Source organism: Tissierella pigra (assembly GCF_018917845.1).
GTDB classification, from domain to species: domain Bacteria; phylum Bacillota; class Clostridia; order Tissierellales; family Tissierellaceae; genus Tissierella; species Tissierella pigra.
In genome coordinates, this window is the sequence record NZ_JAHLPJ010000001.1 from 1,305,631 (window position 1) to 1,329,304 (window position 23,674).

At 29.6% G+C, this 23,674-nt stretch carries 18 protein-coding genes; 12 read left to right on the forward strand and 6 right to left on the reverse strand.

All coding sequences use genetic code 11. The features are described 5' to 3' along the window. Positions 1 to 131 precede the first annotated feature (131 nt). The 11 genes from KQI41_RS06410 to KQI41_RS06455 all read left to right on the forward strand — a co-directional run bounded on the left by KQI41_RS06410 (position 132) and on the right by KQI41_RS06455 (position 12,167). A complete protein-coding gene (locus tag KQI41_RS06410) occupies positions 132 to 818 on the forward strand; it encodes a polyphosphate polymerase domain-containing protein (RefSeq protein ID WP_216585039.1) in 687 nt (228 codons plus the stop codon). Positions 819 to 843: 25 nt separating this feature from the next. Further along, a complete protein-coding gene (locus tag KQI41_RS06415; RefSeq protein ID WP_216585040.1) occupies positions 844 to 1,536 on the forward strand; it encodes a DUF4956 domain-containing protein in 693 nt (230 codons plus the stop codon). 15 nt (positions 1,537 to 1,551) lie between these two features. Further along, on the forward strand, positions 1,552 to 3,417 hold the full coding sequence (locus KQI41_RS06420; RefSeq protein ID WP_216585041.1) for a CotH kinase family protein: 1,866 nt from the start codon (positions 1,552 to 1,554) through the stop codon (positions 3,415 to 3,417). A 146-nt stretch (positions 3,418 to 3,563) separates the two neighbouring features. Continuing rightward, on the forward strand, positions 3,564 to 5,252 hold the full coding sequence (locus tag KQI41_RS06425; RefSeq protein WP_216585042.1) for a phospho-sugar mutase: 1,689 nt from the start codon (positions 3,564 to 3,566) through the stop codon (positions 5,250 to 5,252). A 142-nt stretch (positions 5,253 to 5,394) separates the two neighbouring features. Further along, complete coding sequence (locus KQI41_RS19255; protein ID WP_342366190.1) at positions 5,395 to 6,261, forward strand: sulfide/dihydroorotate dehydrogenase-like FAD/NAD-binding protein; 867 nt, start codon at positions 5,395 to 5,397, stop codon at positions 6,259 to 6,261. Continuing rightward, the gene (gene gltA, locus KQI41_RS19260) at positions 6,261 to 7,646 is read left to right on the forward strand and encodes an NADPH-dependent glutamate synthase (protein WP_154441993.1); all 1,386 of its coding nucleotides are present in this window, start codon (positions 6,261 to 6,263) and stop codon (positions 7,644 to 7,646) included. The genes KQI41_RS19255 and gltA overlap by 1 nt, the downstream gene beginning before the upstream one ends. A gap of 103 nt (positions 7,647 to 7,749) precedes the next feature. Continuing rightward, positions 7,750 to 9,117: an MATE family efflux transporter gene (locus KQI41_RS06435; protein ID WP_216585043.1), complete on the forward strand. Its 1,368-nt coding sequence runs from the start codon at positions 7,750 to 7,752 to the stop codon at positions 9,115 to 9,117. 137 nt (positions 9,118 to 9,254) lie between these two features. Further along, positions 9,255 to 9,965 carry a LytR/AlgR family response regulator transcription factor gene (locus KQI41_RS06440; protein ID WP_216585044.1) on the forward strand — a complete coding sequence of 237 codons (711 nt, stop codon included), beginning with the start codon at positions 9,255 to 9,257 and terminating at the stop codon, positions 9,963 to 9,965. A 2-nt stretch (positions 9,966 to 9,967) separates the two neighbouring features. After that, entirely contained in the window at positions 9,968 to 11,302 is a 1,335-nt protein-coding gene (locus KQI41_RS06445) for a sensor histidine kinase (RefSeq protein ID WP_154441999.1), read from the forward strand. 117 nt (positions 11,303 to 11,419) lie between these two features. Continuing rightward, the gene (locus KQI41_RS06450) at positions 11,420 to 11,854 is read left to right on the forward strand and encodes a hypothetical protein (protein WP_216585045.1); all 435 of its coding nucleotides are present in this window, start codon (positions 11,420 to 11,422) and stop codon (positions 11,852 to 11,854) included. Between the two features lie 145 nt (positions 11,855 to 11,999). After that, complete coding sequence (locus KQI41_RS06455) at positions 12,000 to 12,167, forward strand: hypothetical protein (RefSeq protein WP_216585046.1); 168 nt, start codon at positions 12,000 to 12,002, stop codon at positions 12,165 to 12,167. 94 nt (positions 12,168 to 12,261) lie between these two features. On the opposite strand, the gene KQI41_RS06460 is transcribed toward KQI41_RS06455, so the two are convergent. From KQI41_RS06460 to KQI41_RS06485, 6 genes are all read right to left on the reverse strand, one after another. Beyond that, complete coding sequence (locus KQI41_RS06460; protein WP_216585047.1) at positions 12,262 to 13,308, reverse strand: flavodoxin family protein; 1,047 nt, start codon at positions 13,306 to 13,308, stop codon at positions 12,262 to 12,264. Beyond that, entirely contained in the window at positions 13,305 to 14,564 is a 1,260-nt protein-coding gene (locus KQI41_RS06465) for a Rossmann-fold NAD(P)-binding domain-containing protein (RefSeq protein WP_216585048.1), read from the reverse strand. The genes KQI41_RS06460 and KQI41_RS06465 overlap by 4 nt, the downstream gene beginning before the upstream one ends. A gap of 17 nt (positions 14,565 to 14,581) precedes the next feature. Beyond that, on the reverse strand, positions 14,582 to 19,402 hold the full coding sequence (locus tag KQI41_RS06470; RefSeq protein ID WP_216585924.1) for a cytidyltransferase: 4,821 nt from the start codon (positions 19,400 to 19,402) through the stop codon (positions 14,582 to 14,584). Beyond that, a complete protein-coding gene (gene sdaAA, locus KQI41_RS06475; RefSeq protein WP_154442009.1) occupies positions 19,402 to 20,271 on the reverse strand; it encodes an L-serine ammonia-lyase, iron-sulfur-dependent, subunit alpha in 870 nt (289 codons plus the stop codon). Before sdaAA ends, KQI41_RS06470 begins: the two co-directional genes overlap by 1 nt. A gap of 4 nt (positions 20,272 to 20,275) precedes the next feature. Continuing rightward, complete coding sequence (gene sdaAB / locus KQI41_RS06480; protein ID WP_154442011.1) at positions 20,276 to 20,944, reverse strand: L-serine ammonia-lyase, iron-sulfur-dependent subunit beta; 669 nt, start codon at positions 20,942 to 20,944, stop codon at positions 20,276 to 20,278. Positions 20,945 to 21,010: 66 nt separating this feature from the next. Then, positions 21,011 to 21,655, reverse strand: coding sequence for an undecaprenyl diphosphate synthase family protein (locus tag KQI41_RS06485; RefSeq protein ID WP_216585049.1), 645 nt, complete (start codon positions 21,653 to 21,655; stop codon positions 21,011 to 21,013). Between the two features lie 176 nt (positions 21,656 to 21,831). On the opposite strand from KQI41_RS06485, the gene KQI41_RS06490 reads away from it, so the two are divergent. Continuing rightward, entirely contained in the window at positions 21,832 to 23,601 is a 1,770-nt protein-coding gene (locus KQI41_RS06490; protein ID WP_216585050.1) for a peptide ABC transporter substrate-binding protein, read from the forward strand. The last annotated feature ends 73 nt before the right edge of the window (positions 23,602 to 23,674 follow it).

The following is a 23,674-nucleotide window of genomic DNA, read 5'->3' on the forward strand; positions in this document are numbered from 1 at the left end:
TTATGATCTAATTCAATAAGTCATGCAAAAATACGGAAAATGATTTTCACAAGTATTTCTATTAGTTATCATCTAGATTTCACAAAAGAAATATATCCTTAATCTAGATATAAAATTTGGAGGTGAAAAATATGAATAGTATCAAATATAGACATGAGCATAAACTTTATATAAATTTAGGAGATTACTATGTTATTAGAACTAGACTAAAACATCTGATGAAATTAGATAAAAATTCTAAAGGAGATGAAGGATATTTCATAAGAAGCATATATTTTGATGATATAAATGATAAAGCTTTATTTGAAAAAATAGCTGGTGTAAATCATAGAGAGAAATTTAGAATTAGATTTTATAATAATGATGTCTCTTATATTAAATTGGAAAAAAAGATTAAAAACAATGGACTTACAGCAAAATTCAGTACTTTAGTTTCTGTAGATGAATGTAATAAAATTTTAAATGAAGATATTGACTGGATAAGATATAAGGATGATGATTTATTAAAAGAACTTTATATTAAGATGAAAAGTGAATTATTTATACCAAAAACCATAGTAGATTATAATCGTGAAGCTTATACTTATTCCACAGGTAACGTTAGAGTAACCTTTGATAAATCAATAAGAACAGGTATTTTTTCAAAAAAAATATTTGATGAAGATATTCCCACTGTAAAAGCATTGGATTCAAATATAATTATTTTAGAAGTAAAGTATGATGAATTTATTCCAAATATTATATCTGACATACTTCAAATAGGAGAAAGAAGGATTACTTCAGTTTCAAAATATGCTCTTTCAAGGGCATTTGGCTAAAACTAATAAAATTGGAGATGAAAAAATGAATACAACAAATACAATAAATTTTGGAGACGTTTTTAAATCAAGTTTCTTAGATAAAATAGGCGGAATTTCTGCAATGGATATGATTATAGCTTTGGGACTTGCCTTTGTTTTAGGATTATTTATTATGACAGTTTATAAGAAAACATTTACAGGAGTTATGTATTCTTCAAGTTTTAGTGTGGCACTTATGGCTTTAACCCTTATTACAACACTGATTATATTGGCTGTTACTTCCAATATAGTTCTATCTCTTGGTATGGTTGGTGCATTATCAATTGTTCGTTTTAGGTCTGCAATAAAAGAGCCTATTGATATAGCATTTTTATTTTGGTCAATTTCTGGAGGAATAGTATTAGGAGCTGGGTTAATACCACTGGCAATATTTGGCTCAATATTTATAGGGATTGTATTGGTTTTATTTGTAAATAAAAAGACAAATGAAACACCATATATAATGGTAGTTAATTGTGAAGGTGATAAATGTGAAAAGGATGTTTTAGATATTATAAATAATAGAGTACAAAAATATTTAATAAAATCTAAGACTGTTTCAAAGTATAATGGTATAGAACTTACTGTTGAAATTAGATTAAAGGAAGTTACTACTGATTTTATAAATGAACTATCATATATAGAAGGAGTTTCCAATGTAGTTATGGTTAGTTATAATGGAGATTATATGGCTTAGTGAGAAGGTGATTTGATGATAAAAGAGAGAAGTTTAGCAATCATATCAGTGATTTCTATTTTTCTGGTTGCTATGATACTAATGGTTTCTATGAAAAATATGACTAACAGTAATGATATAGATAGTGCTAATATTAAACAGCCAGACTATGTAAGCAAGATATTTAATAAGAATAAAGTATCAGAAATAAATATTAAAATAGATGAAGAACAATGGACTGATTTATTACAGAATGCCATAAAAGAAGAATATTATAATTGTGATATTACTATAAATGGGGAAACATTTTCAAATGTAGGGATCAGGGCAAAAGGTAATTCTAGTTTAAATATGGTAGCAAGTGATGATACTACAGATAGATATAGTTTCAAGATTAAATTTGATAAATATATTAAGGGACAGGACTACTATGGCTTAGAGAAATTGGCATTGAATAATAATATTGGTGATACTACAAATATGAAGGAGTATTTATCATATGAAATTTTCGATGAATTAGGAGTTGCTGTACCTGGCTTTGCTTATACGAATATTAAGATAAATGGACAGGAGTGGGGACTATACTTAGCAGTGGAGGTAATGGAGGAAAGTTTTATTGAAAGACAATTTGGAAGTCTAGAAGGCAATCTTTATAAACCAGAAACCATGGAAATGGGTAATATGAACAGGAACATGGAAAGACAACCAGAAAAAAATAATGAGGACATAGTAGAACATAAAAATGATACCAAGAATCCAAGGAGTTTTGGTGACTTTAATAGAGGAAATAGCGATACAAATCTAGTATATACTGGAGACGATATTTCTAATTACTCTGGAATCTTTCATAACTCCATATTTAAGACAACTAATGAGGATGATTATAATGTAGTAGTTGAAATGATGAAGAATTTAGATGCAGGTACAAATTTAGAAGAGTATTTAGATGTAGATGAGATACTTAGATATTTTGCAGCAAATACATTTCTTGTAAATCTAGATAGTTATGCAGGAAACTTAAAACATAATTACTATTTATATGAAAGGAATGGAAAGTTTCAAATATTACCGTGGGACTTTAATCTCTCCTTTGGGGGACATGAAATAAATAATGGATCATTGGCCATAAATTTTCCAATAGATAATCCAGTTACAGATACTATGGAAAATAGTCCTCTTATATCTAAACTACTAGAGAAACAAGAATATAAGGAAATATATTATCAATATTTAGAGGATTTAACTATAAATTATATTGAATCTGGGAAATACAAAACATCTATTAGTAGAGTTAATGAATTAATAAAAGATTATATAAAAAGTGATCCTACTGCCTTTTATACCTATGAGGAATATCAAAATTCCCTTCCTGTATTATTGCAGTTTGGGAAAGATAGGGCAGAAAGTGTTATGGCACAGCTTAAAGGACAGCAGCCAACTACTACCTATGGACATATAAAAACTAATATAGATTTATCAGCATTAGGTTCTATGGGGAAAGATGTTGGAAATAATATGATGAATTCAGATAAAATGACTCCACCTGGTAATTTTGGAAATGGAGAAAATCCAGATACTATGTTTAAGGCAATGGAGATAATCAGAGAATTGTCTGGTGAAGAATTGACAGATAAGGAGAGGAGGAAGTTAGAGGAATTAGGGTTAAATAGTGAGCAAATAGAAGAATTACTGAATATAACAAAACAGATGCCAAATAATATGAGAGATAAAACTAATAGAAATATGTCTCAGCAAGGTACTAAAAATAGGAATAATATGGAATATGAAAATAATATAGATACAAAAAAATTAATTATATTTATTGCTTCTATAGTGGCATTAATATTATCTTTAATTTTTATAAGTAGTTTCAAGCGAAAAAAGTATATTAGACCCCTTTAAATAAATAAAAACATTTCTAGAACCATGGCGTTTTGGGAATGTTTTTATAATTATATTGATATTGCCCTAAACTATGGACAAATTAGGTAATAACAAATACAATATAAGAAAAGAATGAAACCAAATCAATATATTGAGGTGATTTTATGAATTATAAAGATAAATACAATAGCTGGTTAGAAAATGATTATTTTGATGAAGAAACGAGATTAGAACTTAGACAAATTACAGATGACAAAGAAATAGAGGACAGATTTTATACTGATTTATCCTTTGGAACAGCTGGACTAAGGGGAAAGGTTGGAGCTGGAACCAATAGAATGAATATATATACTGTATCTTTAGCCACTGAAGGACTAGCAAAAACCATAGTAAATAAAGGAAAGGAAGCTATGAATAGAGGTGTGGCTATTGCCTATGATGTAAGACATTATTCAGATAAATTTTCTCAAATAGCTGCTAGAGTATTGGCAGCCAATGGAATAAAGGTTTATTTATTTGAAGGAATAAGACCTACACCTTTATTGTCTTATACTATTAGAAAGTTAGATGCCATATCTGGAATAGTAGTTACAGCAAGTCACAATCCAAGGGACTATAATGGATATAAGGTTTACTGGGAAGATGGTTCTCAGATTTTAGACGATATAGCAGATGAAATCCTTATGGAAATAAAAAATATAAAAGATTTTTCAGAAATAAAACTTATGGATTTAGATGAGGCTAAGAATAAGGGTTTAATTGAATATATAGGTAAAGAAATTGATGATGATTATGATAAAGATTTGCTTAGTTTATCACTTGATGATGATATAGATAAGGATATAAAGATTATATATACACCTCTTAATGGTACTGGAAATATTCCAGTAAGACGAATACTTTCAAAACGAGGATTTACCAATATAATCGTTGTACCAGAACAGGAGAATCCAGATCCAAACTTTACAACAGTAGGATATCCAAATCCAGAAGATGTAAAGGCATTCGATTATGCTAAAGTATTGGGGAAAAAAGAAGATGCAGAATTAATTATAGCAACTGATCCAGATTGTGACAGGGTTGCTATGATGGTAAGGAATAAGGATGGAGAGTTTAAATTTATTAATGGCAATCAAGCGGGAGTGCTATTAGTAAATTATATATTATCTCAAAGAAATAGATTAAATAATATTCCAGAAAATGGAGTTATAGTTAAATCAATAGTTACTGGAGATTTAAGTAAATCAATAGCCAAAAAGTATGGAGTGGAAACTATAGAAACTTTGACTGGATTTAAAAATATTTGTGGTAAAGCCAATGAATTTGACAAAACAGGAGAGCATACTTTTATATTTGGATATGAGGAAAGTATAGGATATGTATATGGAACTATGGTAAGAGATAAAGATGCAGTAAATACTTCCATGCTTATAGCAGAAATGGCAGGATTTTATAAAAAACAAGGAAAATCATTACTAGATGTATTGGAAGATATATACAAGGAGCATGGATATTATAAAGAAAAACTTATATCTATAGTATTGGAAGGTATAGAAGGAAGTCAAAGAATAAGCAGAATGATGGAAGAAATTAGAAAAAGACCAATAATGGATTTTGATGGCATAAAACTTGAAAAAACTATAGATTACCTGTTAGATAATACAGGAAATCCTAAATCCAATGTTCTAAAATACTACTTAGAAGATGGTTCTTGGTATGCCGTAAGACCTTCAGGTACAGAGCCAAAAATAAAGCTTTATATTTATTCAAAAGATATAAATAGTAAGGTTTCAGAGGACAAAATAAACACTATAGAATCTGCAGTTCTAAAAAAAATAAATTCAATTGAATAATAACTAAGATTATTTAATTCTAAATTAGGTTGAATTAAATATACGGATATGTTAAAATTTTGGTGATGTAAAATAAAATGTTTTATAAATTACTAAAAGTTTTAAAGCATGAAATAAATATATTATTAAGGGGGAAGTACAATTGTATAAAATTGTAGAAAAAGAAATTCTTGCTCCAAATATTTTCTCAATGGATATTTTGGCTCCAAGAGTAGCGAATTCCGCTAAGCCAGGACAATTTGTTATTGTAATTACAGATGAAACAGGTGAGAGATTACCACTTACAATTTGTGACTACGACAAAGAAAAAGGAACAGTACAAATAGTAGTTCAATCTATGGGTAGCTCTACTAAAAAACTTGCAGCATTTGAAAAAGGAGATTCATTAAAGGACTTTGTTGGACCTTTAGGAGTTCCATCAGAGTTTGTAAGTGAAGACCTTGATGAGCTAAAGAAAAAGAAAATGTTATTTGTAGCTGGTGGAGTAGGTACGGCACCTGTTTATCCTCAAGTAAAATGGCTGCATGAGCACGGTGTAGAAGTTGATGTTATTATGGGAGCTAAAACTAAAGATTTAGTTATTTTAGAGGACAAACTAAAATCAGTTGCAGGAAATCTATATGTAGCAACAGATGATGGTTCTTATGGATTCCATGGATTAGTTACTAATTACATAGAGGACTTAGTAAATAATCAAGGAAAACAATATGATGTATGTATAGCTATAGGACCTATGATAATGATGAAATTCGTTGCGTTGACAACTAAAAAATTAAATATTCCTACTGTTGTATCACTTAATCCTATAATGGTAGATGGAACTGGAATGTGTGGAGCTTGTAGAGTTACAGTAGGTAATGAAACAAAGTTTGCATGTGTTCATGGACCAGAATTTGATGGACATCTTGTAGACTTCGATGAGGCATTAAAAAGACAAGGACAATATAAGACTGAAGAAGTTAAAAAAGATGAAGCTTATAAATGTCAACTAGAGGAGGCTAGAAAATAATGGATAAATTTACAAGAACTCCTATTGCAGAGCAAGACCCACAAGTAAGAAACCATAACTTTGAAGAAGTATGTCTTGGATATACAGAAGAAGAAGCAATACAGGAAGCTAAAAGATGTATACAATGTAAAAAACCTTTCTGTAGACCAAACTGTCCAGTTTCTATAGATATTCCAGGATTTATTAAACATATAGCAGAAGGTAATTTTGCAGAAGCTGCTCAAGTTCTAGCAGAGTATTCAGCACTTCCAGCAGTTTGTGGTAGAGTTTGTCCACAGGAAGTTCAATGTGAAAGCACTTGTATCTTAGGTAAAAAAGGAGATGCAGTTGCAATCGGTAAATTAGAGAGATTTGCTGCTGACTGGGCTAGAGAAAATGGAATCGAAGTTGGAAAAGCTAAAGAAAGTAACGGTCATAAAGTTGCTATTATAGGTTCAGGTCCTGCTGGTGTTACTTGTGCAGGTGAATTAGCTAAGGAAGGTTATGATGTAACAATATTTGAAGCTCTTCATGAGCCAGGAGGAGTATTAGTATATGGTATTCCTGAATTTAGACTTCCAAAGGAAACAGTAGTAAAAAATGAAATTGAAAACTTGAAAAAATTAGGTGTTAAAATAGAAACTAACGTTATAGTTGGTAGAACAATTACTGTAGATGAAATATTTGAAGAAGGCTTTGAAGCTGTTTTCATAGGTTCAGGTGCAGGACTTCCTAAATTCATGAATATTCCAGGAGAAAACCTTAACGGAGTATTCTCAGCTAATGAATTCTTAACTAGAAATAACCTAATGAAAGCTTTCAGACCAGAATTCGATACACCAATTAAAGTAGGTCAAAAAGTAGCAGTAGTAGGTGGAGGAAACGTTGCTATGGACGCTGCTAGAACTGCTAAAAGACTTGGTGCAGAAGTATATGTAGTATATAGAAGAACAGAAGAAGAATTACCAGCAAGAGTTGAAGAAGTTCACCATGCTAAAGAAGAAGGAATTATATTTGAACTTCTTACAAATCCAATAGAAGTTCTTGGAGACGAAAATGGTTGGGTAAAAGGACTTAAATGTGTAAGAATGGAATTAGGTGAACCTGATTCATCAGGTAGAAGAAGACCTAGAGAAATAGCAGGTTCAGAATTTGAATTTGAAGTGGATACTGTTATAATGTCCTTAGGTACATCACCAAATCCATTGATTTCTTCAACTACAGATGGATTAGATGTAAACAATCATCTATGTATAGTAGCTGATGAAAATGGTCAGACATCAAGAGAAGGTGTATTTGCAGGTGGAGATGCAGTAACAGGAGCAGCTACAGTAATACTTGCTATGGGCGCAGGTAAAGATGCAGCTAAAGCAATGGATGAGTATATAAAATCAAAAAATAATTAATATAAAAAACAAACTCTCTCTAGGGAGTTTGTTTTTTTGTTTTTCTATGATATAATATTTAGAGTGTCGAACTAAATATAAGGAAAGTAAAGGTGAATTGTAAATGGAGTCTGTTCTTAATAAGAAAGATCTAAGAAATCAAATAGTTAAAATAGCATCGCCTGTTTTGATTGAACTCTTAATGGGAACTCTTTTCGGTATGGTAGATATGATGATGCTTGGCAGATCTGGAGATGCTGCTACTACAGCTGCATCTATTGCTGCAGTCGGTGTTACTAATCAACTGGTATTTTTAGGATTAGCATTAGTACAATCCTTAAATATTGGTGCTACAACTATGGTAGCGCGTTACATAGGAGCAAAACGAGAGGATAGGATTGAATCTGTAGTAAAGCATGTTACTATACTTACTCAAATCCTATTAGTTGTCCCCATACTATTTATAGGTTTAGGTATGACAGATACTGCTATGAAATTCTTTGGTGCTCATGAGGATACTCTTATTATAGGTAGAGATTATTTTAGGGTAATTGCTTCAGGATTTATATTTCAAGCTTTCAACTTTTCTATATTTGCCTCTTTAAGAGGCTCAGGAGATACTAAAACACCTATGAAAATAAATATTATTGCCAATTTATCAAATGTAGTTGGTAACGCCGTTTTAATTTATGGATTATTTGGATTCCCAAGACTAGGGGTTTTAGGTGCCGGAATATCTACATCTCTATCACAGGTAATAGCAAGTATATTATTGATGAGAGTTGTATTTAATCAAAAAAACATAGTCCATATAAATTTGAAGAAAAAATTTAAATTTGATAAAGATATAGTATATAATTTAATTAAAATTGGATTGCCAGCCTCGGGAGAGCAACTTGCTATGCGAGCAGGAATGCTAATATTTACAAAGATTATAGCTTCTTTAGGTACTGTACCCTATGCAACACATCAGATTTGTATAAGTATATTGAATCTATCTTTTACTCCAGGTCAGGCATTTGGAATATCTGCATCGACTTTAGTGGGGCGAAGTCTGGGAGAAGAAGAACCAGATAAAGCAGAGGCATATGTAAAAATGTGTGGTAAAATAGGTGCGATAATAGCAACAGTTATGGGTGTTATATTTTTCTTCTTCGGTTCAGCCATAGCAGCTTTATATACTGATAACAAGGAAGTAATTCTAGGAGCAGGAGCTGTACTGAAATTAGTGGCGTTTATACAACCTTTCCAATGTTCTCAATTGATTATTTCAGGAGGACTTAGGGGAGCAGGGGATACAGTATGGACATTAATATCTACTTTACTAGGAATTTTAATTATTAGATGGATTTGTGCACATATTTTTGTAATAAAACTAGGTATGGGACTTTCAGGAGCGTGGTTAGCCGTATTAATCGACCAAAGTATTAGATGGATATTTATTTCCATCAGATTTAGAACCAACAATTGGAAATATATTACCATAAGATAAATAAAAGCTATGATGGCTAAACCATCATAGCTTTTTGTTTGTTGTTATAAATTAGAAGTGATGTCAAAGATTTACTTGATTATGCTATAATTATATTATCTATAAAATATTCAATACATAGAATAGGAGAGAAGATGATGATAAATATTGCTATTTGTGATGATGATAAATATTTTTTAGATTACATATCATGTAAAATAAAGGAAGTCTTAATAGATGAAGAAAAGATCATAGCAATTAATAAATTCACAGATGGAATAGAATTATTGGAAAGTCTCAAGCAAGAAAACACTAATTTTGATATTATTTTTTTAGATATAAATATGCCTAATATGGATGGCATAGAAGTAGCTGATGCTATTAGGAGGAAGGACAATGAAGTTCTATTAATATTTTTGACTTCTATGGAAGATAAAGTATATCAGACTTTTAAATACAATATATTTAGATTCATTAGGAAAATGTATATTGATACTGAGTTAGTAGAAGCACTACAAAGTACAATGGAAGTATTAAAAGATGAAAAATATATATTTCAAACTATAGAAGAAGAAATACGGTTATATCTTAGAGAAATATTATATTTTGAATTTATAGATAGGGTTGTATCTATTAGAACATTTAGTAGAAAATATAAAACAAATATAAGAAGATTTAAAGATATTGAAGATATATTTTTATCTAAAGGCTTCGTGTCCATTCATAGGGGTTGTATAGTAAATGAAAATTATATAAAGAGCATTGGGAACTTATACATTACCCTAGATACAGAGGAAAAACTGTCTGTAAGTAGATATAAAATAGAAGAAGTAAAAAAAGCTTTCATAAGAGCCGCAAGGAGAGGATAAAAATGGGACAGTCTTTGCTATGGGGATTATATGAATACATACTATGCTTATTTGAAGTGATTTTGTTTTATGATTTTTCAAATTATATGTTAGGTAGAAATAAGGAGATAAAAGAGAAAATATATTATTCGTCCATTATAATACTATCAATACTTATATATATATTAACTAAAATAAATATATATTCAATAGAGAGGACCATATTGTTTTTTCTAATATCTTTATATGGAGTCAGTAAATTATTTAAAGGAAATATAAGAGAAAAATCATACTATACTTCTATGTTTTTTTTCTTGTTAATATTTTCTGATATTGTTACAGCCAATATACTAAGTTATTTCATTAGTAAAGATATTCAACAAATTATTGTAGATCAAACATGGAGCAGAGTGCTAGGGTCACAAATAGCTAAGTTAATATTATTTATATCTTTGAGAATTGTAAAAAATAATTCTAAAGACAATGATACAAATATTCCAAAATATTATTGGTATTGGATATTATTTGTATATTTAGTGTCAGGAGTAAATTTATTAGTGATATTTAAGATAAGTATTATTTTAAATGACTTAAATATAGAAATACAATATTTATCAATCCTAATTAGTTTAGGTTCTCTACTAATAGTTGTAATAACATATTATATATTTATAAAACTGAACCAAGTTTATAAAGAAAGAAGTAACTATAAAATAGTAGAAATAAAGAATGAAATGCTCATAAAAGAAATAGAAGAAAAAGAAAAGATATATACAGAAATTAGAAAGATTCATCATGATTTCAAAAATCATATAGTTTGTATAGATAAACTATTAGAACAAAGGAAAATAGAATCTGCGGAAAATTATATAAATAATCTAAGAGATGAAGTAATTGAAACTCACGCTTGGATTAAAACAGGTAATGATATATTAGACACCATATTAAACCAAAAAAAATTAGAAGGAAAAAAGAAAGGTATTAATATAGATATAAAGATAAACCTTTCGAAAGATATAAATATAAATCCCATAGACTTATGTACAATACTAGGAAATTTATTAGACAATGGGATTGAAGCAAATGAGAAAATAGTTAATAAAGAAGAAAGAAATATGAATATAAGTATAAGTACATATAAGGAGTATCTACATATAGATACATCTAATCCAACACAAATTAACCCAATAAATAAATACGGAAATCTTGAAACCTCAAAGGAAAACAAGGAAAGCCATGGATTTGGAGTAAAAAGTATACAAGCAATAGTAAAAAAATATAATGGAATCTTAAACTATGAGTGGAATAATGGAATATTTCAATTAAATATAATGTTACCTATGGAAAAGTTAGATTAATATTAATCTAGCTTTGATGGAACTGTCCAAATTATATATGCGAGAGTATGTTTTTTGAAAGTTATAAGGTAGGAAATAAAATATAACTATTAAATTATATTATGAGGAGGTAATTTTATGAATAAAAATACTAGGTATGTGGGAAAAAGAAATATGATTCTATTTGGAGTAGGGCTAATTATAATAATATTTGCATTGTACCTTATTGTATTTCCTAAAACTAAAGTAAAAGCTGAAAAGGATATAAATATATCGATCAATAGTATTGTAGCAAAAGAAGTAGTATCTGTAGGTAAAGTTAAATTAGAAAAAAATATTAGTTATAAAATAGATATATCTATGGAATCAGAGGATAAAATATTTGTAGCATTAAGTGATGCTAAAGATATTGTAAATGCTCAAGGAGTAGAATGGAAACAGTATTTTGAAATAACAGGCAAAGAATTACAACATACTTTTACAGGTATAGAAACTGGAGAATTTTATGTTTATGTCGGAAGTAAAGGTGGAGCTTTAGAAAATATAGAAGGCAAGTTATCCATTATATCCTAATAAAATAAAAATATTATTGTTTACAATTAGATTTTGAGGATAGCAAAAAACAATATCAGTCCGACAAAGCTTATATGTTAATCTTTATATAAAATAGTCTCATAGATTAATATTTAAGATATAATATGAAAACAGGTGATATAAAATGTCTGACAATAAAAAAAAGAATTATAGAATGATAATAGTAATTATGATATTTCCATTTTACTTAATTTTTACAATATTTTTTGAGATTATATTAGGTGCTGTAATTGGAGATAAATGGGATAAATTAGTTACTTTGGTTGATGAAAAAATTGATAAAAAAATATAATTAAAAAGTCCCTCACTAGGTATATTATGATGTTACCCCTTAATTCCATATGTGGATTTAGGGGTAACATCGTTAGGATATTTTTAAGTATAAATCATATACTATTTATTATCCTTTCTGCAAAGGAATTTGCTAAGGTTTCTATATTTGGCACTTTTTCTATGGAGCCTTTATCATTGGCAATTGCCATAAGGGAGAAATAGGGTGGAAGTCTAAAGGTTTTATTCATATTTAAACTAGAAATCAGTTGTTTCCCTAAGGCATCTCCACCAGAATAGCCAGATACTATAATGGAAAATATACTTTTATCATAAAATTTAGTTTGTCTATATAAAGCAGTGAGCCTATTTATGGTGGCTACTAAATTTGCAGTTATCATATCATTATAATTAGGGCAAATAAATAATAATGAGTCTGCTTCAAGTATAGCAGGATAAATTTCCTCTACTACTATTCCACCATAGAAACAACGACTTTGATTTCCTAAATGTTTACAGGTCTTATAGGGGCAACCTTTACAATCCAGTACATTTCCATTGCCTACGTTGATTTCATTTATTTCAATATTATGGAGGCTTTTCTTTACCATATCCCAAAGAGTAAGGGTATTTGATACTTGTCTATTACTGGAATGGAGAACCAATAATTTTTTCTTTTTTTCAATAGAGTTAAAATCATCACAGAAAAATCTTTTACCTAATTCCTGACATTGATATAAACAAATATTTTCTAGGGGCATATTATATACTTTTTCCATAGCTATGAAATTTTCTAAATTTCCAGTGGCTTCTACTAAAGGTCTGCCTACAAAACTACAGCCAAGATTATTAGCTAAGAAGATTACAGACTGAGCCATGGTTTTTGTAAACATAGTATAGTTGCTATGGATTAAAACAGTGCCTTCAGAGTCCTTTAAAGAATCTTTTCCCATTTTATAGAGTTTGGAAAAAATATTGTTCAATACATTAGATGTACCAATTTCATTTAATTCCAAGACAAATAATATCCTTTTATTTTGTAAGTTTTCCACTTCATCTGCAGATTTTACTATTGTAAAATCTCTATTATCCAACACGGTAGACATCATCTTAGATAATAATTTACTAGGATTTTCTGGAACTATGACTACTATTTCTTTCATATAATCATCGCCAATTTATTATAAGTTTCTTGAAGTTTACTAAATAGTTCATTAGATAAATCAAGCTGTTCAACTTCAATTCCAGATGGAAGCAATCTACACTTAGAGCCCATATATACTTCCTTCATATATGTAGAGCCATAGAACCAATTACCATTTATAGTAGATATAATAGATAATGCACCAGAAGAAAGGGAAGGGGCCACAAAGGGTTTATATCCAAATCCTCTAACTTCTTTATTTGCGTTTATTGTTTTATCTGTTAAATAATTTGATATTTCTTCATTGTAGTTTTTTATACTATCTGCCACAATTAAACCTTCTCCATGAGGTCCAAATACTCTTCCTTCTTCAATATAATGAATCATTTCAGAAGATTGTTCTGCATAAAAACAAGCTCTACCATTCATTACTCCTAGGCCATATCCTATTATTTGATCGGAACTTAAGCCCTTAAAGTCCATATTTCCCTCATTATCTTTATTACTTTCAAGAAATGCAACCTTACAAAGTAAATCTACAGGATCTGATACTACTGCAAATATACCCTGAAAATTTCTTTCTCTAGCTAACTTTGAATATTCACCAATGATTTCAGAATTAGATTTAAGCTGAGCCATCCGTACATCTGTTATATCACTGCCCACTGGTGGTATGCCTTTAGATGCACAAAATATAAACATATCGCAATCAAATAAATAATCTTCTTCTAAGGGAATAACTTTAGGGAATGCTAGTTCATCAAAGGGACGTCTTATTTGATTTAGCTCGTATTCCCATCTTTTTAATCTATTTAAGTTTCTGTCATAAATACCTATAGTATCTATAAACTCTCCACCAAGAAGCCTTAGGCCTATAAGAAGTGTACTTCCCACATCTCCCAATGCTATAAGGTTTAGTCTCCACTTTTTCTTTATTGGTTTAAGAAGTAAGTTTTTCCAACTAGGATAGTTTGTATTTATGGACATAATTTTTCTCTCATTGATTTTATCTATTATCCAACTTGGAATATGAGAACTATAGTCTACAGAGTCTAATTGTAATATATTTAACCCTTCCTCTTTTAAATATAATAAAGAAGGGGAGGATATAGCAAAAGATTTTCTTGAATTTATAGGATTCATTGGGTTAAGAAAATATATTAAATCACTAATGGATTTTATTTCTTCTTCTGATACTTCATTGAGTTCATTATATTTACATAAGGAAAATAAATAATTATCTCCAAACTTATAGAACTTAAATTTTTCATACATTTATAAAGCCTCCTTATTTATCTTCTGATAATATTTTCTAATCTCATTAGGTATTCTAAATCCATATCTATACAAGCAGAAGGTTTAATATTTCTTGTCGAATTAATATTTCTTGTATCTGGATGTCTCGGCGATACTATTATTTCATCTAAGCCTTTGATATTTAAACTTTTCTGATTTATGGACTGATAAACTTCTTCAATGGATTTGAATATCATAAATGAATTCTTTAAGCAAATCTCCGATAAATTATATATAGCATCATTCTTGGTGTTTTTTATAAATTTTGGTGCTACATAGGGGAGAATCATATTTATACTTGGTATAGAACTTGACTGTAAAATAGTTTTATCTACCATATCACCACCGATAAAGGGGTACTGACTACTTTCGTTAAACCATAATTTTAGATTTGGTATGAAATATGCGTAGTCTAAAGGTAGATTTTTTTCTTTTCCAATTTCACTTCCTCTACCAGAGAGAATACCTAATATAACTTTTTTGATTTCTATTCCCATACTTTTTAAAATAGGTTCTATAACATTTATTCTATATCCTTTGTGAAGTAAATCATCTACCAATATAACAGGTCTATTAAAGGATTTTAGAATTTTAGCCTGTTCTGCTAAATTAAGATAGTGGGGATAAGCTTCAATATTGAAATCAATAATATTTGATTTAAAAACTTTTTCTGTGTGCATAGTCTTAGTGACAGTATTTGGTACGATGCTACTATTTAGTATAGAGCCGAATGGTACACACATATTAGGACCTAAAATTCTCCTTGAGGACTGAATTATACTAACTCCATTTGTATCACATATTTTTTGTATCAATTTGCTATAAGTCATATCCCTATTATAAGTAAGCAAAAGTTCTCCTGGATAAAGATTGACTAAGGCTTCTTTAAGTCTGATTCTGGTGTCTCTTATGGTTTCTAAAACCTTCAAATTTGTACTATAAGGTGGCTTCAACATATTTTCCAAATCTAAATTTAGGGTAATAGGGTTGTTCATATTTACCATGAAAATCGGGCTATTATTATATATAAAATCAGTCATGGCAAAACCCTGTAGTAATAACTGTTTTTCAACTTTAGGATTTATTTCTTTAGTAAGAGAATTATTATAAATTGCATAATTATAATCTCTATTTATGGCAACGGATAATGTTTCATTCAAAACAGTCTCTATTAAATAATCACTATTATTTTTAACGCAGACTCCAGATATTAAAACTATTCTACCTTTTACACTTTGCCTAATATATTCTGTAATAGACGAATTATTAAATTCATCATATAATATGCTTTGACGAATCCAATAGAAGGTGGAAAAACCTAATAATTCATGGCTATTTGCTTCTCTGACTAATAAAATTCTATAGCTTAATTTATTTCTAAGAGATTCTAAATGTTTTATATTTATTACTTCTCCGAATTGTTCTTTTATTTCATTTAAAAGTTTTTCACTTAAATTTCTCGCTACATTAACTTCGAGAGTTTTAGATTGTAATAAAGTTTTGTATTGAGGTTCCCTAAGATAGAGTCCATAGTCATATATATAGGATTCTGCAAGGGGGTCTATAAATTTAGATATGTCCCTATTTAAATCTATATTTTTTCTTATTTGAGAGGAACTAATATCTTCATATTGCGGTGGTAGAGAAAGTCTAATAATATTAGCCCTTATATTTTCAATACTTTCTTCTAGTTTTTTTTCATCATCATCCTTGGATATACTTGACTTTCTATCAAAGATAATATGTGGAAAATCTAGTATGGGACTTTCAATTTTATAAGCAGAGGCATTGACTAAAACATCTGAACCAACTACAATATACACATCATCAGAAGGAAATAGTTCTTTTAATTTATATAAATCATTTGGATTACTAATATTTATTGGTATATCTTTAGGAAATAAATAAATATCATTTTCTAAAGCAATGCTCATATTTATAATATTTCTTCTAAAAATATGAGGTTCTGTTCTCTTGGACCAAGAAAACTCATCTACAGCTAAATATACTTGAAATCCTTGATCCCTTATTTCTATGGCAATTTCTTTGTGGCCTAGAGAAAACGGGTCAAAGCTGCCTGGAAAGAAAGCAATTTTTTGTTTATTAATTTTTACTAAATCCTTATGATAAAATTCATAAAGAGAGATAAATCTATAGATATGGTTTAATGAGGCGGCATTACTGTAGAATAAAAAATCATCCTCTTTGTCTGTATATAAAAGAGTTAAAATCTTTTTCCCAATTCTATCAAAAATATTGAACTTTTCATCTAGACTAAGTGTCTTAGATTCAAATAGATTAGAACTCAAAATCATTAAAGACTCATTCTTAATATCCTTATCATAGGATGCCATAGCAATAGATAATAGACCTAAAAGTCTGTCTCTTCTTTTATAATAAATTTCTTGTTCTTCCTCAAATCTTTTTATATATTCACCATAATTTTCAATAGAAATAACTATAGTATTTAATAATAAAAATACTACTCTTGAACTAACAGTTTTTATTTTATCTTCAAAATCATCTATAATTTCATCTAGCTCATTAGGTGGCAGATAAAGAAGCAGTTGTCCTAAATAATAGGGAATAAACTTTGTAAATTGATAGTTATCCATTTCCAAAGCTCTTAGTAATTCTACTGCCACATCATTTTTTTCTTCAGGGGATAAAAGATGAAATATATTTAGCAGAGTTTCACCGCTATAGTTTCTAATTCTTTCTATGGCACTTACTTTAAGTATATTACATAAGTGCATAGCAGTATGGAGACCTTTACCCTTCGGATTTTTGACTACTTGGTCATATAATATATCTATATTTACTTTCTTTTTCACCCATTCAGTTGCAGTCTTTAGATTTTCTAAGAATATTTCAGAAGTATCATTTTGATTTTCTGCATAATTACTATCTAAAATCTCTTGGTAATTGGGAGATATGTTTATTTTCATACCTATAATATACTTTAGATAATTATCTGCTGGTATAGATGATTTTTGTAAATTAGCTATTATCCAGTTTCGGATAGAGGCAATAAACATTATATTATTAGTTGTGTTCAATATTTCATAAATAATATCCAATGTACTAAGCCTTATTTCTATATTATCTGAATCCAGTTGTTTTAATATATAGGTATATAATTTTAATAATCTATTATTATCTAAAGCTTTAATAGGAATATAATTAATAGTTTGAGATAAATAGAATTGTGCAGCAATAGATAAATCATTATAGTTATCATAATATTTATTTAAAACATCAAAGTATTTATTATAATTTGATCCATGGGATACTTCAAATAAAGATTTTATTATGTTTTTTAAATTATATAGCCATTCTCTCTGAGAATCTGCAACCTTGTGGTCAGGATAAAGAAGTTTATTCAGGAATTCGTCTAGTAAAATTTCAGAGGATTCTTTTGTTTCATAAGATTTCACTGATGAAGGTAGTTCTTTTCTATATTCCTCATCGAACAGTGCTATTAGTCTTCCTATTAGTTCAGCAGCTTCTTTTCGTATATCTTCACCAGTATGAAGCAGTAAATCCCACAGAAAATGTAAGGTAGTTGTTTTTTGTTCCTGTGTAAGGTAAATGGAATATTCCTTAAATATTTGCAAATAGAGCCTAAGTTTTCTCCAATTGGTTTCTCCCCTTGCCATTTCTATTATTGCATTAAAAGAGGAACTGTCTGTTAGCTTAGACATGAGATAAATATTATGTTCTATTGATATATATTTTATATTATCTAATACTTCTTTTTTATTCATTAACTCAAAGGGCTTTTTCTGAAGTTGTATAAGTTGATTATTTAAAGTAGTATCAAGTCCTAGAGATATAATATAATCTTCAAAATCCTTTAGCTTTTTATATACCTTTTTATATCTATTTTCCTTGGCAACATCTACATTATCTAATTTATCTAAAATTACATCAAATGAATCTTCTAAGGAGAATATATACATTTTGTAAACATTATTTTCCACCTTATTTTTAACTCTAAAGTCTGAGTATATAAGAATTAAGGATTCAATAGATAGGTTCTCCAGTTCTAAATCCCAAGTTGAATGGTTAGTGGCTATATGACCGATTTTATCCATATTAAATCTTTTGAACCATTCTTCAGTATAATAATAATGAAGATATGGGACTCTATTTATTTCATCTTTGAGAACACCATATTTACCTATATCATGGCCCAAGCTAGTTCCTGCTACAACACCTAAATCTACAGGAAGTCCTAAAGAATTGAGCTGTCTTGCAATATACATACTTAAATAATTTACTCCTATAACATGATGAATAGTATTGTGTCCAGTAATAGCCATATCTAAATACATTAGTTCCTTAATATAACAATTATAAAATACATCTTTAAAAGTAAAATACTCTGGTGTAATATTATTCATCAGTTCTTCTTCGCTAGTAAGAAAAGTTAGGGGATATTTATTGGTGAAGTCACTATTATCAGTTGATTCTATTTTGTCTAAAGAATAATTTAAAACTTTCAAGAAAAATTCATATATTGGAACTAAATCAAAGTTAAATTCATTTATACCCTTGTGAGGAAAAGACTTATTATTGAGCCAGTTAAATATTTGAACAATATAATCTCTAGAGCTACCTGAATCATACTGATTAAAATAATCTATAAACAAATCAAATAAAGAAAAGACAGAAAAGTCTCTGTCTTTTACATAATTGTCCAATTTAGATTGAAACTTTTCACTATTTATATACTTGTAAAGAGTTTCTTTGTATCTTAATAAGTAATCTTTTTCAATTTCCTTAATTAAAAAATCATATAGTTCTGCTTTCATCAACTGTGAATCCTCCTTCGAAGTGCCTCTCCTGTTGGAGTAGTAGCCACACCTCCTAAGGCAGTTTCTCTTAAAGCTTCAGGAAGTAATTTACCTACTTTATACATAGCTTCAACTACTTCATCGAAAGGAACTAAAGATTTTACTCCAGCTAATGCTAGATCGGCAGAAATCAGTGCATTGACAACTCCAGAAGCATTTCTGAGGGCACAGGGATATTCTACTAATCCACCTATAGGGTCACAAACTAATCCCATTATGTTGACTAATGCAAAAGCAGCAGCATCAAAAGAAGCTTCTGGAGTACCACCAGCCATTTCAACAATTGCAGCAGCAGCCATTGCGGCAGCAGAGCCACATTCAGCTTGACATCCTCCTTCAGCCCCAGAGACAGTTGCATTTTTAGCAATTATTTCACCTATACCAGCAGAAGTAAAAAGTCCTGCTAAAAGTTCATCGTCATTTAAACCTAATTTTTGACCAGCAGATAACAATGCACTAGGTAATATTCCAGATGCACCAGCCGTTGGAGCTGCAACTATTTTCCCCATAGACGCATTTACTTCAGATGTGGATAATGCTTTAGCCATGGCAGAAATAATAAGGTCTCCAGTCAATGTTTTTCCAGAATTTCTATATTCTTCAACTCTCTTTGAATCTCCTCCAGTTAGGCCGCTAACTGATATAATTTCTTTATCTAAAGCAGTAGTAGCAGAGTTTTTCATTACTAATAGAGTTTCTTTCATTCTGCTTATTAATTCATCCTGTGAGATTTCAGAGTTTTTAAGCTCCTTTTCTATTACTATTTCAGATATTTTTTTATTCTTTTCATTACATAATTTTAATAATTCTTCAGCTTTATTAAACATATTATCACCTCTTAATCGGGTTTATTCCTTTAATGTATATTATTTCATCTAGTGTATCCATTTCATTTACAATATCCTTATTTATTTCTGAATCAGTTTCTACAACCATAGTTGCAATATCACTTTCTCTAGTTACTTTCATTGTAGCTATATTAATGCCGTTAGTAGATAAAATGGAACTAATACGAGAAATAACGCCCTTTTGATCTATATATTTAATAAGCATAGTAGGATAATCGCCACTAAATTCAACCTTGTTTCCATTAATATCTGTAATTAGTATATTCCCTCCACCTATAGAAGAACCTATAATATAAATATTTTCCTTATCTTCGAACTCAAATACTATTTTTACAGTGTTGGGATGCTGATAGCCTAAGTCAGCTTCTATAAACTCAAAATCTATATTTTTTGATTTCGCAATTTCAAAGGAATTTCTAAGATCTTCATCAGAAGGTTCCATTCCAAGAATACCTGCTACTAGTGCTTTATCAGTGCCGTGACCTTCAAAAGTTTTTCCAAAAGAGCCATGTAAGTAAAAGGTTACTTTATGAAATTCAGCATCTACAACATCTTTTGCCACTTTAGCTAATCTTGCAGCACCAGCAGTATGGGAGCTTGATGGACCAATCATAACAGGACCTAAAACATCAAATACTCCATAATCTTTCATTATACTACCCCCTTATTCTTTTTAATCAATTCATTCTATCATTATATACCCAATTCTGCAATAAAATTAACCTCCAAGAGTAATATCTTGAACATTGTACCAGTTTAAAGCATCATGAAGATGTTGTGACTTAAAATCAGGCCAATAATCTTCAATTATATAGAAATCTGAATAAACAGATTGTAAAGGTAAAAAACCACTGAGCCTTCTTCTGCCACCCCATCTTATAATTAAATCAACTCTAGAAATATCTCTAGACTTAATTGAACTAAAAGGATTGGACTTGTTTCCCCCTTGGACTAAATAATCTTTTAAATCCCATTGCCATCCATAGTTCACTAAGAAATTAACTTTAATTCCACCTTTACCAAATCTTTGTCTTTTAATTGAAAAAGGTATTAGTTCCTTTGGAAACATATCTGATTCTGTATTACCAAGGACTAATAAATCTGCATTTTCCTTTGATAATAAATTAACTGCATTTATACAAGCCTCTGTAAAGGCTAATCTTTGAAATTTTGGTCTCTTAGTATTATCTACTGTAAATCCATAGTAAGTAATTTCTTTTATTCCAATGTCTTCACAAAGCTTAAATAATTTTAATCCTGGATCCAATCCTTCATCATAGCCTTTATCTTTAGTCATACCATTTTCTACTGCCCAGCGTCTATTACCATCTGGGATTATACCTATATGATTTGGTATTCTCATATTGATACCTCCTAAATTATGTTAAGTTTAGTATTCCATATGTAGTAAAAAAGAATACATAAAATAAGATACAAATAAATATTATGGTAATTATTTCATAAATCAAAACTATAATGTAATAAGGTAATGTAAGTATAAATACATATTACCCAAATTATTAATAAGGAGGAATCATAATGAAAAGGTATCTAGCTTTATTGTTGGCAATAATACTAATTGCCTCGGTCTTAGCAGGTTGTGGAGGAAAAGAGGTAGCACCAGAAACAGAGATCGAGGTTGAAGAAGTAGATGAAACTAAGGAAGAACCAGTTGAAAAGGGACCAACAGTTTATAGGATTGCTGGAAGTAAGACTGCAACATTGAACCCTCATATTTATGAGACAACTGCAGAATCAGATACTATGCTTTTTATTTTTGGTAACTTATTAAAACTAATTTATGATGAAGATATTGATAGCTATAAATTTATTGGGGATCATGCAGAAGGTGTTCCTACAAAAAATGAAGAAGGAACAGTATGGACTTTTAAGTTAAAAGAGGGACTTAAGTGGGAGGACGGCGATCCTCTTAATGCTAATGACTATGAATACTCTTATAAAATGCTTTTAGATCCAAAGCTGAAAAACATGAGAGGACCTCAAGTTTTTGATGCTGATGTGGTAGTAGTAAATGCTAAAAAGTACTGGGATGGAGAATGTGCGTGGGAAGATGTAGGTATAAAGGCTTTAGACGATTATACACTGGAAATAACTATTGGTTTTCCAGTTCCAGAGATGGATTTTTACTTAGGATTTACAAATGGTGGAGCTAGTTCACCAGTACAAGAAAAAATATATGAAGCTGGAATGAATGAAGACAGAACAGAAACTAACTATGGGACTTCTATGGAGACCACACCTTCTTCAGGACCATATAAATTTGAAGAGTGGATAAGAGATCAAAATAAAATATATGTAAGAAATGAATATTCTCCTATAGCAGAAATTTATACTGTAGATAGAATTGAGTCAAGAGTTGTAGAAGATGCTAATACAAGAGTTCAATTATTTGAAAATAATGATATAGATAGCGTAGTACTATCAGGAGCTAACTATGATAAATATTCAGAAGATCCAAGATTAGTATTTTCAAAAACAACTGGAGTATGGTCAATGTTTGTAAATATGACATCAGAAACTAAACCATTTTTAAGAGACGTAAACTTTAGAAAGGCTTTATTCTATGGAATGGATAGAAAAGCTATAGCAGAAGACATCTATAAAACAGCAGTACCAGCACCTTATGTTGTTTCAACTGCTAAAATAGCTGCTCCGTCAAAGGGATTAGCATATCGTGATACAGATATTGGAAAGAATATATTACCAGAAAATAATGGTTATGACTTAGAATTGGCAAAAGAATATTTTGATAAAGCATATGAATCTTATGGAAAGAAAATGGAATTAGAAATTCAATATTTCGATAATAGTGAAAACATGAAAAGAACAGCAGAATTCTTAGAACAAGAATATGAAAATGCTTTTGGATCAGATAGATTAGATGTGGTTTTAAGAGGCGTACCATGGCAAAATGCTTATGATAATATGGAAAATGGAAACTATGATTGTGGATTTGGATCATGGTCTGGTGGAGAATTTAATCCTTGGTCAAGTATGGAAGTTTATACACAAGGATTTACAAGTAAAATTGATCAATTTGGAAACGATGAGTTTGATAAACTTTTTGAAAGAACTGTTAGGGGAGATTTAATATTTAAAGAAGAAGAAAGACTACAAGCATTGGCGGAAATGGAGGAAATGTTATTAGATGCAGTACCTTTTGTACCTATGTATGAACCACAAATAACTTCAATATTTGCAGATAGAGTTCATTTAATTACTAAAGGTAAATATGTACCTGGAATAGGATTTGCTACACTACAATCTGAATATGATCCACTGGATTAAGTATAGATTATCAAGAATTATGAGCTAGGACATAAAATATCAAGTATTTATAACGATAAAAATCGTTATAAAT